Source organism: Streptomyces sp. NPDC002851, from assembly GCF_053591935.1.
Genome location: NZ_JBSFUT010000006.1, coordinates 134,459 through 148,376 on the forward strand (window position 1 = coordinate 134,459; position 13,918 = coordinate 148,376).

At 72.5% G+C, this 13,918-nt stretch carries 13 protein-coding genes and 1 riboswitch; of the genes, 8 read left to right on the top strand and 5 right to left on the bottom strand.

Features of this window, described 5'->3' with window-relative positions:
• Positions 1 to 17: 17 nt before the first annotated feature.
• The 4 genes from ACWD10_RS09060 (at position 18) to ACWD10_RS09075 (ending at position 4,966) form a co-directional block, all read left to right on the top strand.
• On the top strand, positions 18 to 1,391 hold the full coding sequence (locus tag ACWD10_RS09060; protein ID WP_451088559.1) for a M16 family metallopeptidase: 1,374 nt from the start codon (positions 18 to 20) through the stop codon (positions 1,389 to 1,391).
• A 14-nt stretch (positions 1,392 to 1,405) separates the two neighbouring features.
• Positions 1,406 to 2,788 (top strand): M16 family metallopeptidase, encoded by a 1,383-nt coding sequence (locus tag ACWD10_RS09065; RefSeq protein ID WP_451088806.1) that lies wholly within the window; start codon positions 1,406 to 1,408, stop codon positions 2,786 to 2,788.
• Between the two features lie 248 nt (positions 2,789 to 3,036).
• A riboswitch (cyclic di-AMP (ydaO/yuaA leader) is annotated at positions 3,037 to 3,197 on the top strand.
• A gap of 14 nt (positions 3,198 to 3,211) precedes the next feature.
• Positions 3,212 to 4,009, top strand: coding sequence for a M23 family metallopeptidase (locus ACWD10_RS09070; protein ID WP_451088561.1), 798 nt, complete (start codon positions 3,212 to 3,214; stop codon positions 4,007 to 4,009).
• 249 nt (positions 4,010 to 4,258) lie between these two features.
• On the top strand, positions 4,259 to 4,966 hold the full coding sequence (locus tag ACWD10_RS09075; RefSeq protein ID WP_451088563.1) for a GntR family transcriptional regulator: 708 nt from the start codon (positions 4,259 to 4,261) through the stop codon (positions 4,964 to 4,966).
• Positions 4,967 to 5,246: 280 nt separating this feature from the next.
• On the opposite strand, the gene ACWD10_RS09080 is transcribed toward ACWD10_RS09075, so the two are convergent.
• Positions 5,247 to 5,528, bottom strand: coding sequence for an HPr family phosphocarrier protein (locus tag ACWD10_RS09080; RefSeq protein WP_451088565.1), 282 nt, complete (start codon positions 5,526 to 5,528; stop codon positions 5,247 to 5,249).
• A 157-nt stretch (positions 5,529 to 5,685) separates the two neighbouring features.
• Here ACWD10_RS09080 and ACWD10_RS09085 point away from each other — a divergent pair, with 157 nt between their 5' ends.
• The 4 genes from ACWD10_RS09085 (at position 5,686) to ACWD10_RS09100 (ending at position 11,313) form a co-directional block, all read left to right on the top strand.
• The gene (locus tag ACWD10_RS09085; RefSeq protein WP_451088567.1) at positions 5,686 to 8,697 is read left to right on the top strand and encodes a bifunctional acetate--CoA ligase family protein/GNAT family N-acetyltransferase; all 3,012 of its coding nucleotides are present in this window, start codon (positions 5,686 to 5,688) and stop codon (positions 8,695 to 8,697) included.
• A gap of 82 nt (positions 8,698 to 8,779) precedes the next feature.
• Positions 8,780 to 9,400 (top strand): DUF5998 family protein, encoded by a 621-nt coding sequence (locus ACWD10_RS09090; RefSeq protein ID WP_451088569.1) that lies wholly within the window; start codon positions 8,780 to 8,782, stop codon positions 9,398 to 9,400.
• Complete coding sequence (locus ACWD10_RS09095) at positions 9,400 to 10,593, top strand: alkaline phosphatase family protein (protein WP_451088571.1); 1,194 nt, start codon at positions 9,400 to 9,402, stop codon at positions 10,591 to 10,593. The genes ACWD10_RS09090 and ACWD10_RS09095 overlap by 1 nt, the downstream gene beginning before the upstream one ends.
• A 69-nt stretch (positions 10,594 to 10,662) precedes the next feature.
• Entirely contained in the window at positions 10,663 to 11,313 is a 651-nt protein-coding gene (locus ACWD10_RS09100; RefSeq protein WP_451088573.1) for a thymidine kinase, read from the top strand.
• Here the strand turns inward: ACWD10_RS09100 and ACWD10_RS09105 are convergent.
• The 4 genes from ACWD10_RS09105 to ACWD10_RS09120 all read right to left on the bottom strand — a co-directional run bounded on the left by ACWD10_RS09105 (position 11,305) and on the right by ACWD10_RS09120 (position 13,915).
• Positions 11,305 to 11,583, bottom strand: a complete 279-nt coding sequence (locus tag ACWD10_RS09105; RefSeq protein ID WP_451088575.1) for a hypothetical protein — start codon at positions 11,581 to 11,583, stop codon at positions 11,305 to 11,307. The two genes, ACWD10_RS09100 and ACWD10_RS09105, sit on opposite strands and share 9 nt — an antisense overlap.
• A gap of 72 nt (positions 11,584 to 11,655) precedes the next feature.
• Complete coding sequence (locus ACWD10_RS09110) at positions 11,656 to 12,120, bottom strand: outer membrane protein assembly factor BamB family protein (protein WP_451088577.1); 465 nt, start codon at positions 12,118 to 12,120, stop codon at positions 11,656 to 11,658.
• Entirely contained in the window at positions 12,075 to 13,295 is a 1,221-nt protein-coding gene (locus tag ACWD10_RS09115) for a protein kinase domain-containing protein (RefSeq protein ID WP_451088579.1), read from the bottom strand. The genes ACWD10_RS09110 and ACWD10_RS09115 overlap by 46 nt, the downstream gene beginning before the upstream one ends.
• Positions 13,296 to 13,744: 449 nt before the next feature.
• A complete protein-coding gene (locus tag ACWD10_RS09120; RefSeq protein WP_451088581.1) occupies positions 13,745 to 13,915 on the bottom strand; it encodes a hypothetical protein in 171 nt (56 codons plus the stop codon).
• Positions 13,916 to 13,918 lie beyond the last annotated feature (3 nt).

A 13,918-nucleotide genomic window follows, 5' to 3' on the forward strand; every position in this document is an offset into this window, starting at 1 on the left:
GCGATCGAAGGGACCACATGTCCATGGGTCACACGGCCACAAGGCAGGCCGGTTCCGGCGGCCTGACAGCGACCGAACACCGGCTGGCCAACGGCCTGCGCGTGGTGCTCTCCGAGGACCACCTGACCCCGGTCGCCGCGGTCTGCCTCTGGTACGACGTCGGCTCCCGCCACGAGGCCAAGGGCCGCACCGGCCTCGCCCACCTCTTCGAGCACCTGATGTTCCAGGGCTCGGCCCAGGTGAAGGGCAACGGCCACTTCGAGCTGGTGCAGGGCGCCGGTGGCTCGCTGAACGGCACCACGAGCTTCGAGCGCACCAACTACTTCGAGACCATGCCGGCCCACCAGGTCGAGCTCGCCCTCTGGCTCGAGGCCGACCGGATGGGCTCCCTGCTCGCCGCGCTCGACGACGAGTCCATGGAGAACCAGCGCGACGTCGTCAAGAACGAGCGCCGCCAGCGGTACGACAACGTCCCGTACGGCACCGCCTTCGAGAAGCTCTTCGCCCTCGCCTTCCCGGAGGGGCACCCGTACCACCACACCCCGATCGGCTCGATGGCCGACCTGGACGCGGCGACGCTCGAGGACGCCCGGACCTTCTTCCGTACGTACTACGCGCCGAACAACGCCGTCCTTTCTGTAGTGGGTGATATCGACCCCGAGCAGACCCTGGCCTGGATCGAGAAGTACTTCGGCTCGATCCCCGCGCACGACGGCAAGGAGCCCCCGCGCGACGGTGCCCTGCCCGAGCTGATGGGCGGGGAGCTGCGCGAGCTCATCGAGGAGGACGTCCCGTCCCGCGCCCTGATGGCCGGCTACCGGCTGCCGCACGACGGCACGCGCGCGTGCGACGCGGCCGACCTGGCCCTGACCATCCTCGGCGGCGGCGAGTCCTCGCGGATCTACAACCGCCTGGTGCGCCGCGACCGCACCGCCGTGGCCGCGGGATTCGGCCTGCTCCGCCTCGCGGGCGCGCCGTCGCTCGGCTGGCTCGACGTGAAGACCTCGCACGACGTCGAGATCCCGGCCATCGAGACCGCCGTCGACGAGGAGCTCGCCCGGTTCGCCGAGGAGGGCCCCACGCCCGAGGAGATGGAGGGCGCGCAGGCGCAGCTGGAGCGTGAGTGGCTGGACCGGCTCGGCACCGTCGCGGGCCGCGCCGACGAACTCTGCCGGTACGCCGTCCTGTTCGGCGACCCGCAGCTCGCCCTGACCGCCGTGGGCCGCGTCCTGGACGTCACCGCCGAAGAAGTGCAGGAGGTCGCCAAGGCCTGCCTGCGGCCCGACAACCGTGCGGTGCTGGTGTACGAGCCCGTGACCACCGATGACGCTGCCGACGCAGTCGACGCCGCCGCCGCGAACGACGTACAGGAAGAGGAGACGGCGAAGTGACCGAGCTCGCCACCATGGAGTTCCACCCGCAGCCCCAGGCGGGCCAGGCCAAGCCGTGGGCCTTCCCGGCCCCGGACCGCGGCGCGCTGCCCAACGGCCTGACGGTGCTGCGCTGCCACCGCCCCGGCCAGCAGGTCGTCGCCGTCGAGATCGTCCTGGCCGCCCCGCTCGAGGCCGAGCCCGAGGGCCTGGACGGCGTCGCCACCATCATGGCCCGGGCGTTCTCCGAGGGCACCGACAAGCACTCCGCCGAGGAGTTCGCCGCCGAACTCGAGCGCTGCGGCGCCACGTTGGACGCGCACGCCGACCACCCCGGCGTCCGCGTCTCGCTCGAAGTTCCGGTCTCCCGGCTGCAGAAGGCGCTCGGGCTGCTCGCCGACGCGCTGCGTGCCCCCGCGTTCGCGGAGAGCGAGATCGAGCGTCTGGTCCGCAACCGGCTCGACGAGATTCCGCACGAGCTGGCCAACCCCGGGCGGCGCGCGGCCAAGGAGCTCTCCAAGGAGCTGTTCCCGGCGAGTTCGCGGATGTCGCGGCCGCGCCAGGGCACCGAGGAGACCGTCGCGGCCATCGACGCGGCCGCCGTGCGGGCGTTCTACGAGGCCCACGTACGGCCCGCCACGGCCACCGCCGTCGTCGTCGGCGACCTCTCCGGCACCGACCTGGACGCGGTGCTCGCGGACACCCTCGGTGCCTGGTCGGGCGACACCGTGCCGCCCCGGCCGGTCCCGCCGGTGACCGCCGACGACACCGGCCGCGTCGTCATCGTCGACCGCCCCGGCGCCGTCCAGACCCAGCTGCTCATCGGCCGCATCGGTCCCGACCGGCACGACCGCGTGTGGCCCGCCCAGGTGCTCGGCACGTACTGCCTCGGCGGCACCCTGACGTCCCGTCTGGACCGCGTGCTCCGCGAGGAAAAGGGCTACACCTACGGTGTGCGCGCGTTCGCCCAGGTGCTGCGCTCCGCGGCACCCTCTTCCCCCGGAGGGGCATCCGGCGCCGCCATGCTCGCCATCAGTGGCTCGGTGGACACCCCGCACACCGGCCCGGCCCTGGACGACCTGTGGCAGGTGCTCCGTACCCTCGCGGCCGAGGGCCTCACGGACGACGAGCGCGAGACGGCCGAGCACAACCTGGTGGGCGTGGCCCCGCTGCGGTACGAGACCGCGGCCGCCGTCGCCGGGACGCTCGCCGACCAGGTCGAGCAGCAGCTGCCCGACGACTTCCAGGGCCAGCTCTACCGGCGCCTCGCCGAGACGGGCACCGTGGAGGCCACCGCGGCCGTCGTGAGCGCCTTCCCGGTCGACCGGCTCGTCACCGTCCTGGTCGGGGACGCCGCGGAGATCGCCGAGCCGGTGAAGGAACTCGGCATCGGTGAAGTGACCGTGGTTACCGGCTAGTCGGGCCCGCTCGGGCGTACGACGCGAGCCCGGATCGACCGACGACAGGACCCCGGTGGTGTCACGCCACCGGGGTCCAGTCGTCCCTGTATGTCGGTTTTCATCGCCTTCGCCCCTAATCCTCAAGCGGGTTGAGGGTCCGACCTGTGGTGTGCGCTACAAAAGCCCGTCTCCGTTTGTCGATTGAAAGATGTCCCGTTTAGCGTCGGTCCGGCTGTTCGTAAGGAATGCGTCGCGCCCGCGGCCCAGGACAGCCATCGCCGAGTCCCCGTACGGCGCGAGCCAGGGGAGCCGGGGACCCACACGCAGTCCCTGGGGTGAATCGGAGACCCCGCCCGACGGGGTGTCCGTAGGAGACCTTCCTGCTCCGAACCCGTCAGCTAACCCGGTAGGCGAGAAGGAAGGAAAGGACACCTCAACTTCATGGCCTTCGCCCGTGCCACCGGGAAGCACCGCCGTCCGAGCAGGCTGACCCGAAGGAGCGCGAACCTCGCCGGCGTCGCCGCCCTCACCACCACTGGCGTCATCGGCACTCTCGCCTCACCCGCGCTCGCCGCGGACACCAGGGCAGAGGGCAGCGGCCTCAACCAGGCCCTCACCATCGAGGACTCCATAGCCGACCACATCGGCGCCCAGGCCAGCGCGCAGCAGCAGGCCGCCGAGCGGGCCGCCGCCGCGAAGAAGGCCGAGGAGGAGGCCGCCGAGGAAGCCGAGCGCAGGGCCGCCGAGGCCGAGCGCAAGGCCGAGGCCGAGGCGAAGAAGGCCCGCGAGGCCAAGGAGCGCGCCGCCCGCGAGGCCGAGCGCAAGCGCCTCAACTCCTACGTCTCGCCGATACCCGGCAGCGCCATCTCCACCGGCTACAAGACCGGCGGCGCCGTCTGGTCCTCCGGCAGCCACTCCGGCATCGACTTCCATGCCGACTCCGGCACCCAGGTCGGCGCGGTCGGCTCCGGCACCGTCGTCGAGGCGGGCTGGGGCGGCTCCTACGGCAACAACGTCGTGATCAAGATGAACGACGGCACGTACACGCAGTACGGCCACCTCTCATCCATCAGCGTCACGGTGGGACAGCAGGTCACTCCGGGCCAGCAGATCGGGCTCTCCGGCGCCACCGGCAACGTGACCGGGCCGCACCTGCACTTCGAGGCCCGTACGTCCCCGGACTACGGCTCGGACATCGACCCCGTCGCGTACCTCCGCGGACACGGCGTGAACGTCTGACACCCCCGCTGACACCCCCGTACCACTCCGAAGGCCCCGGCACCCGCCGGGGCCTTCGGCGTATGCGCTCCGGTCGGCCCGTATGTGCACCGGTCAATTCCGGCCAAAAGATTTCCATGGATTCCGGTCGGCCATCGGAAAACCCCGTGTGCTGCAATAGAGTCACTGCACGAGCGCTGCGCGAGTGAGCGTCAATCGGCCGCGTTTCACGGGGATGCGGTGCATATTTCAAGAGGTGGAGGTCCGGCCATGCGCATTCCGGCGCACTCGGTATGCACGGCAATCCGGGACGACATCGTTTCCGGTGTCCATGAGCGCGGCAGCCGGCTCACCGAGGAGGTCCTCGCCCGCCGCTACGGCGTCTCCCGCGTCCCCGTACGCGAGGCGCTGCGCACCCTGGAGGCCGAGGGCTTCGTGATCACCCGCAGGCACGCGGGCGCGTGTGTGGCCGAGCCCACCGCGCAGGAGGCCGCCGACCTCCTGGAGATCCGGCTCCTGGTCGAACCCCTGGGCGCGGCGCGCGCCGCCCAGCGCCGCAGCGAGGCCCACCTCAAGGTCCTGCGCGGCCTGGTCCGCCTCGGCCAGGAGCGGGCCCGCCGCGGCCACGGTGAGGACCTGCGCTCCCTGGGCGGCTGGTTCCACGAGACGCTCGCCCAGGCCACCGGCAGCCCGGGCCTCACCGCGCTGCTCACCCAGCTCCGCCACAAGATCAGTTGGATGTACGCGGTCGAGCTGCCGTCCCGCCCCACGGAGGACTGGGCCGAGCACGGCGCGATCGTGGACGCCGTGGCGCGCGGCGACGCCGAGCGCGCCCGGGCGCTCACCGCCCTGCACACCGAGCGGGCCGCGACCGCACACCGGCTGCGCTTCCCCGGCGACGGGGCCCGGCCCACCAACCGCTCGATCGCGGTGAGGACTTCGCAACATTCCGTAAACCTGGCGAGCGGCCGCAATTAACAGGCGCCGTATACAAAGACAGTCGTCCGGTGGTGACGGCGGATTAATTCGCGCTGCCTTGCGCCGCCTTTTCGGGATGCGTGGGCGCGCATTTCAAGCACCGTTCGCGGCGCTATTTTTCAGCCTTCTTCTCCGCCCTTTCCCTGCCCCTTCCCCGCCCCTTCCTCGCCTCTCCCTCACCTCTTTCCCGGTCTCTTTTCCGGTGCCCGGAAACGCCGAAAGCCCGCCACCCTCGACGGGTGACGGGCTCTTGGCGCAGAACGTGCCTGTGCGGCAGGGCTCAGACGGTCTCGGGGAGCTCCTCGAGGCCCTCGGAGACCAGCTTCGCCAGACGGTCCAGGGCGGCCTCCGCGCCATCGGCGTCCGAGGCGAGGACGATCTCCTGGCCGCCCTCCGCGCCCAGGCCGAGCACCGCGAGCATGGACGCGGCGTTGACCGGGTTGCCGTCGGCCTTGGCGATCGTCACGGGGATCCCGGCGGCGGTGGCCGCACGGACGAAGATGGAGGCGGGACGGGCGTGGAGCCCCTCGGCCCAGCCGACATTGACGCGGCGCTCAGCCATGTGATGCTGCCCTTCAGGTGTCGCTCATGCGTTGTCTAGACCACTGTCTCATACCGGCAAGGGTGCTCCGGCCGGGCTTTCGTCCGGTGTGCACGGCCCTTCGGCCTTCTCAGAGTGCACCGCACGTCCTGGGGTCGCGACCCGTACTCTGACAGGCATGCAGACCCCGCAGGAGCACGCGGCATACCCCTCCCACTGGGAGGCGGACGTGGTCCTCCGTGACGGCGGCACGGCCCGGATCAGGCCCATCACCAGCGAAGACGCAGACCGGCTCGTCAGCTTCTACGAGCAGGTCTCGGACGAGTCGAAGTACTACCGCTTCTTCGCGCCCTATCCGCGGCTCTCCGCCAAGGACGTGCACCGGTTCACCCACCACGACTTTGTGGACCGGGTCGGGCTCGCCGCCACCGTGGGCGGCGAGTTCATCGCCACCGTACGATACGACCGCATCGATGAGAACGGCCGTCCGGCATCCGGTCCCGCCGACGAGGCCGAGGTCGCCTTCCTCGTGCAGGACGCCCACCAAGGCCGCGGCGTCGCGTCCGCGCTCCTCGAGCACATCGCCGCCGTCGCCCGCGAGCGCGGCATCCGCCGCTTTGCCGCCGAGGTGCTGCCCGCCAACGCAAAAATGATCAAGGTGTTCACGGACGCCGGATACCAGCAGCAGCGGAGCTTCGAGGACGGCGTCGTCCGCCTGGAGTTCGACCTGGAGCCCACCGAAGCCTCCCTCACCGTGCAGCGCGCCCGCGAACAGCGCGCCGAGGCCCGCTCCGTGCAGCGCCTGCTCGCCCCCGGCACGGTCGCCGTGATCGGCGCCGGGCGCCGCCCGGGCGGCGTGGGCCGCACCGTCCTGCGGAGCCTGGCCGGGGCCGGGTTCACCGGCCGGCTCTACGCCGTGAACAGCGCGTTCGACGCGGACCTCACCGACTTCGGGGAGCTCGACCCGGAGCTCGCCGGGGTGCCCGCGGTCCGCTCGGTCGGCGAGATCGACGGCACCGACGCGCACGGCGACACCCTCGCGGTCGTCGCCGTGCCCGCCGAGCACGTGCCGGATGTCGTCGCCGACTGCGGTGAACACGGCGTACGCGGGCTCGTGGTGCTCTCCGCCGGGTACGCCGAGTCCGGCCCCGAAGGTCTCGCCCGGCAGCGGGAGCTCGTGCGGCAGGTCCGCTCGTACGGCATGCGCCTCATCGGCCCCAACGCCTTCGGAGTCATCAATACGTCGCCGGGGTCGCGGCTCAACGCCTCGCTCGCGCCCGCCATGCCGACCGCCGGACGCATCGGCCTGTTCACGCAGTCCGGCCCCATCGGCATCGCGCTCCTGGCCGGGCTGCACCGGCGCGGGGCGGGCCTGTCGACCTTCGTCAGCGCGGGGAACCGGGCGGACGTCTCCGGCAACGACGTCGTTCAGTACTGGTACGAGGACCCGGACACCGACCTCGCCCTCATGTACCTCGAATCCCTCGGCAACCCGCGGAAGTTCACCCGGCTCGCGCGCCGCACCGCCGCCGTCAAGCCGGTCGTCGCGGTCCTCGGCGCCCGGCACTCCGGAACACCCACCGGGTACGCCGTACCGGCCGCGCGGATGCCGCACGCCACGGTGTCCGCGCTGCTCCGCCAGGCCGGTGTCATCCGCGTCGACACCGTGACCGAACTCGTCGACGTGGGGCTGCTCCTCGCCGCCGGACCGCTCCCCGCCGGGCCCCGGGTCGCGATCCTCGGGAACTCCGCGTCCCTGGGCGTCCTCACGTACGACGCGTGCGTGGCGGAAGGACTGCGCCCGTGGCGTCCCGTGGACCTGACGACGGATGCGAGTCCGGCGGACTTCCGGCGCGCGCTGTCCACCGCGCTCGCGGACGAGGAGTGCGACGCGGTCCTCGTCACCGCGATCCCCTGGGTCGGCGCAGAGACATCCGGACGGTCCCCATCCGCCCTGGCCGAGGCGCTACGGGAGGCGGTGGCCTCGGCCGGGACGGAGAAGCCGGTGGCCGTGGTCGAGGTGGAGCTGGGGCAACTGGCCGAGGCTCTGTCGGCGGCGTCGCGTACGGGGCCTCAGGGGGACGAGCGTGCTGCCGCCGCCCCGGCCGAACGTACGAACGCGGAGGGCGCGGAGGGCGCAGTGCAGACGGCCCCGACGGTGAACACGACGGGCGCAACGGAAGCACGAGGCGCAGCGCAAGCACGAGGCGCAGCGCAAGCGCCAGGCGCAGCGCAAGCACCCCAGGCACCAGACACCCCCAACATCCCCAACACCCCCAACACCCCCAGCATCCCCACCTACCCCGCAGCCGAGCGAGCCGTCCGCGCCCTCGCCGAGGCCGTCCGGTACGCCCAGTGGCGGCGGGACACCACCGAGAACCCCGGGCGCGTGCCCGAATACGACGACATCGACGAGCACGGGGCCGCCGAGCTCATCGACCGGGTCCTCGACGCCCGCGCCGCCGAGGCCCCCCGCGGCTTCGAGCTCGCCCCGGCCGACGGTCACGACCTGCTGCGCCGGTACGGCATCGACGTCCACCCGACGAGGCCCGAGACGGGCGCCGGATACGCCGGGTACGCCAAGGACGCCGACCAGGCCGTCGCCGCGGCCCGCGAGCTCGGCTGGCCCGTGGCCCTGAAGACCACCGCACCGCACCTGCGGCACCGTGCCGACCTCGGCGGCGTCCGGCTCGACCTGGCCAACGAGGAGCAACTACGCACCGCCTACGCCGAGTTGACCCGGGCCTTCGGGAAGCCCGCCGAGCTGCGGCCGGTGGTGCAGGCCATGGTGGCGCGCGGGGTCGACACCGTGGTCCGCGCCACCATCGACCCGGCGGCCGGTGCGGTGCTCTCCTTCGGGCTCGCCGGGGCGCCGTCCGAGCTGCTCGGCGACACCGCGCACCGGCTCGTACCGGTCACGGAGCGGGACGCCGCGGGCCTGATCCGGTCGATCCGGACCGCGCCTCTCCTGTTCGGCTGGCGCGGCTCGGCCCCGGTCGACACCGCCGCCCTGGAGGAGCTGCTGCTCCGGGTCTCCCGCCTCGTCGACGACCACCCGGAGATCGTCTCCGTACAGCTGGAGCCGGTGATCGTCGCCGAGCGCGGCCTGTCGGTGCTCAGCGCCTCGGTACGGCTCGCCCCGCCGCCCGCCCGCGACGACCTGGGCCCGCGCACGCTCCCGCCGTACTGACGATCACGCACCGCGCGCACGGACCGGGCGCATGCCCGGCCTACGGGCCATGGCGGTCACCGGGGCCCCGTAGGATGGGCCCATGGCGAAGACCGGTACGACGACCCAGGGGCTGCGCGCGGCGATCGAGCGCAGTGGCTATTACCCGGCTCTCGTGGCCGAGGCGGTGGAGGCCGCCGTCGGCGGCGAACCGATCGTGTCGTACCTGGTGCACCAGGAGACCACGTTCGACGCGAACGAGGTGCGCCGCCACGTCACGGTCCTCGTCCTCACCGGCACCCGCTTCATCGTCAGCCACACCGACGAGCAGGCCGCGGACGGCACCTCGCCGACGCCGTACGCCACCACCTCCACGGAGTCCGTGAAGCTCGGCCGGATCTCCTCGGTCGTGGTCAGCCGCGTGGTCGCCAACCCGGAGAAGTACCAGCCCGGCAGCCTGCCCCGCGAGGTCCTGCTCACCATCGGCTGGGGCGCCGTATCCCGCATCGACCTGGAGCCGGCCACCTGCAGCGACCCCAACTGCGAGGCGGACCACGGGTACACGGGCAACTCGACCGCCGACGACCTCAGCCTGCGCGTCAGCGAGGCCGGTGACGGCCCGGACACGGTCCGCCAGACCCTGGACTTCGCCCAGGCACTCTCCGAGGCCACAGCCGCCACGGCGGCCACCACATCCGCCGCGGCCAACGGCGCCGGCCGCTGATGGCGCAGCCCGCCTGGCCGGACCCGAGCCCCCTCGCCGTCGACTCGGCGCCCGTTCCCGCGTACGGCAGCGGCTCGCTCGCCGATCTGCTGCCGACGCTCTGCGCGGGCGTCGGCGTCCCGGGATACGAAGCCGCGATAGCGGAGCTGACCCCGGCCGACCGGAACTGCGTCTTCCTGATCGACGGTCTGGGCTGGGAACAGCTGCTCGCCCACCCGGACGAGGCGCCGTTCCTGCACTCGCTCATCGGCTCGTCCCGCGGCGGCACCGGCCGCCCCGTCACCACCGGCTTCCCGGCGACCACCGCGACCTCGCTCGCCTCGGTCGGCACCGGCCTGCCGCCCGCCGCGCACGGACTGCCCGGGTACACGGTCCGCAATCCGGACACCGGCGCCCTGATGAACCAGCTCCGCTGGAACCCCTGGACCGAGCCGCACGTCTGGCAGCCGTACCCGACGGTCTTCGACCTGGCGGACCGCGCCGGGGTGCACACGGCCCAGGTCTCGGCCCCGGACTTCCAGCACACCCCGCTCACGAAGGTCGCGCTGAGCGGCGGTACGTTCCACGGCCGCCTCTCCGGCGAGGAGCGCATGGACCTGGCCGCCGAACAACTCGCCGCGGGCGACCGCTCATTGATCTACACCTACTACAGCGAGGTGGACGGCAAGGGCCACCGCTTCGGCGTCGACTCGGACCCCTGGCGCGGCCAGGTGATGTACGTCGACCGCCTCGCGCAGCGCCTGGCGGAGCAACTCCCGCCGCGCAGCGCCCTGTACGTCACCGCCGACCACGGCATGGTCGACATCCCCTTCGACGACGAGCACCGCATCGACTTCGACGCGGACTGGGAGCTCAAGGCCGGCGTCGCCCTGCTCGGCGGCGAGGGCCGCGCCCGACATGTCTACGCCCTGCCCGGCGCCGAGGCGGACGTCCTCACCTGCTGGCGCGAGGTGCTCGGCGAGCAGTTCTGGGTGGCGAGCCGCGAAGAGGCCCTGGCCGCCGGGTGGTTCGGCCCGCCGGGGGAGTGCGACGCACGCGTCCGCGCCCGCCTCGGCGACGTGGTCGCCGCGGCCCGCGACGACGTTCTGATCATCGCGTCCGAGCGCGAGCCCAAGGAGTCGGCCATGGTCGGCAACCACGGCTCGATGACCCCCGCCGAACAGCTGGTCCCGCTCCTCGAAGTACGCTCCTGAGCCTGCTCTCTTCACCTCACCTCACCTCACCTCTCCCAGCCCGTACCTCTGAAAGGTCCGCAACTCCCCATGCCCGAGCTGGTGTTCTTCTCCGGGACGATGGACTGCGGAAAATCAACCCTGGCACTCCAGATCGGCCACAACCGCTCGGCCCGCGGCCTCCAGGGCGCGATCTTCACGCGGGACGACCGGGCGGGGGAGGGCAAGCTGTCCTCGCGGCTCGGGCTGGTGACGGATGCGGTGGAGGCGGCGCCGGGGATGGATCTGTATGGCTATCTGGTGGACCAGATGTCGCAGGGCAGCCGGGTGGACTACGTCATTGTGGACGAGGCCCAGTTCCTGGCGCCGGAGCAGATCGACCAACTGGCCCGGGTCGTGGACGACTTGGAGCTGGACGTTTTCGCCTTCGGCATCACCACGGACTTCCGTACGAAACTGTTCCCGGGTTCGCAGCGCTTGATCGAGCTGTCCGACCGGGTCGAGACGTTGCAGGTCGAGGCGATGTGCTGGTGCGGGGCGCGGGCCACGCACAACGCCCGCACCGTGGGCGGCGAGATGGTGGTCGAGGGGGAGCAGGTCGTCGTGGGGGATGTGGACATGCCTGCGGAGGAGGTCGGGTACGAGGTGTTGTGCCGACGGCATCATCGGCGGCGGATGACGAGCGCGGCGGCTCGGGCGGCGGCTCTGTCGCCCGACGTGCTGCCGGTCACCTCAGCCTGACCATTCGCCCTTGGCCGCCGGGGCACCGGGTGCGGCGACCGAGCCCGTGAATCCGCTCTGCGTCGTGAGGTAGAGGACGCCGCCCAGGCAGAGCGGCTCGGTGAGCGGTCCGAGGCCCAGGCGCAGGCCCGCGGGTGTGGGCAGGCGTACGGCCCCGGAGGTGGAGCCGTCGGTCACGTCGAGGGCCCGTAGCTCTCGGCGTCCCACGGCGAAGACGCGGCTGTCGGCGAGCGCGAGGCCACCGGTCGCGGCGGTGCGGGGCGGTTCCAACGCTGCTTTCCCGTAGGCCAGTTGAAGCCCTTCAGGCGTCCGCTCGTATCCCGTACGACGAGGATGCCGCGGTCACCGGCGACCGGGCGCGGCGGCGGGAGCGACCGTGGGGGCCAAGGTGCGGTGGGTCGCGAGCGTCACCGGGTCGAGGACGGTGACGCCGCGGCGCCGGGTCGACCAGCACAGCAGCGTGTCGTCGTACGCGAGCAGGCCGGAACAGTCGACATCGTCGCGGATCCGCGGCTCGGGCACGGTTTCGGTGGTGTCCAGGGCGGCCACCGAGCCGTCGGCCAGCGGCAGATAGACCTTCTTGCCGTGGACGACCAAGGGGCCGTTCGCGTCCGGAAGGTAGCCCGACCACTCCTGGGCGCCGTCCCTCGTGCGCAGGGCCTGCACTTCGACGAGTTCGGCATCGGAGGATGCTTGGTCGTCGATGTGCGCCACGTACAGTCGGCCGTCCGCGTAGGTGAGCGCGCGCATGCCCGTGTAACTCATACGCTGGTACTGCCACTTGACCAGGCCCGTCGCCGCGTCCACCGCGCTGACGCGGCCTGCGCGGGCACGAAGAAGAGGGTGCCGTCCGTGACGGGGGCGATGGCGGGATCGCCTTGCGGGGTCTCCGGGAAGCTGTCGTCGTTCGTCCGGCTCTCGTCGAAACCCTCCGTACGCCACTTCTCCTTGCCGGTGGCCAGATCGAGGGCGCGGGCCGCGCTGTGACCGTCGCCGCAGACGAGCAGCCCGGCCCCGGCAGCGCAACCGCCGGTCGCTCCCATGCCCTTGACGCTGTGGGTCCAGGGGCGCCAGCCGTCAGGGCGCTGTTTCGTATCGAGTGCGGCGGCGGTGAACTCGCCGCTGTGCGCGGCATCCGCGTCCGGCACGGCGAGCGGGCCGGTCTGCTCCTGCTTCGGCCTGCCTTCCGCCGCGGGAGCCGGAGTGCGTGTGCCGTCGCCGGGCAGCAGTACGGCCAGGGTGACGGTGAGCGCGGTGACCAGGGCCGCGGCCCCCGCGATCCACGGCCACCGGCGCCGCGTGGTGGGCGGTGCCGGAGGCGGCGGCACGGGGCGGGCGGAGACCGCCGTCGGCGACGGGGGCACGACGAGAGCGGGCGCGGGGGCCGCGGCGGAGGTCGCCGCCTGTTCCAACGGGACGGTGCCCGCTGCCTGTTCGCACCGTGCCACGGCTTCGTGGTGAGCGGCGAGGAGGGAGAGGTAAGGGGCGGGCCAGTGCGGTTCGGCGGGGGCGGCGGCGGACAGCTCCGCCGCCAGCTCCGCGGCCGCCGGGCGCGCCGCCGGGTCGGGCCGGAGGCAGCGCGCGACCACGTCGTGCAGCAGCGGTGGTAGCTCCGACAGGTCCGCCGCACCGGACGCGATGCGGTACAGGACCGACGCCGGTTCCTCGTCGTCGAAGGGGCCGCGGCCCGTCGCGGCGAAGCACAGTACCGCGCCCAGGCAGAACACGTCCGAGGCGGGCACCAGCGCGTTGCTGCCGGTCAGATGCTCGGGGGACATGTAGCCCGGCGTGCCGATCAGCAGGCCCGTCGCGGTGAGCGCGGTCGCGTCGAAGGCCTGTGCGATACCGAAGTCGATCAGTCGCGGTCCGTCGGCGGTGAGCAGCACATTGCCGGGCTTGAGGTCGCGGTGCAGGATGCGCGCGGTGTGCACCGCGTCGAGTGCCCGGGCGAGCCCCGCGCCCAGGACGCGTACGGCGGGCACCAGCAGCCGGCCGCCTCTGGCCACCGCGTCGGAGCCCGACCACGAACTCCGTGGCCAGCCACGGCAGTTCCTCCGCCACGTCGCTGTCCGTCAGGCGCGCCACATACGGACTGGTCACCGACGCCGCGACCGCCGCCTCCCGCGCGAAGCGCCGCAGATAGTCCGCGTCCCGGGCCACCTCGTTGCGGATCAGCTTCACGGCTACGAGGTCCGCCGGGCCGTATCCGACGACGAGCCGTTCCGGGCGGGCCAGGAAGACCTCGCCCATGCCACCCGCCCCCAGCCGGGCCGGCGTCACATACGGTCCGACGGCGCGCGGCGACGTCCCGCGCAGCTGCCCCAGCATCCGGCCCGCGGCCGGTTCTGGGTGGACGTCCGTCCGGTCCTGTCCGAACTCCTCGCCCCGCTCCATGAGTTGGCGCACAACCTGCGCTGGTCTTAGCACGCCGTCACCCGTAGCCTGTACGCCGCCGTCGACCCCGGCCGGTGGGCCGCTTCCGGTAGGTGACCCGGTGCGGCTGCTCGGCAGCGTGCTGCCCGCCCGGCTCACCGAACTCGCCGTGGACGAGGGCTTCCTGGCGCGGGTCGGCGAAGACGCCGACGACCCGTTCGTCGGCCATCTG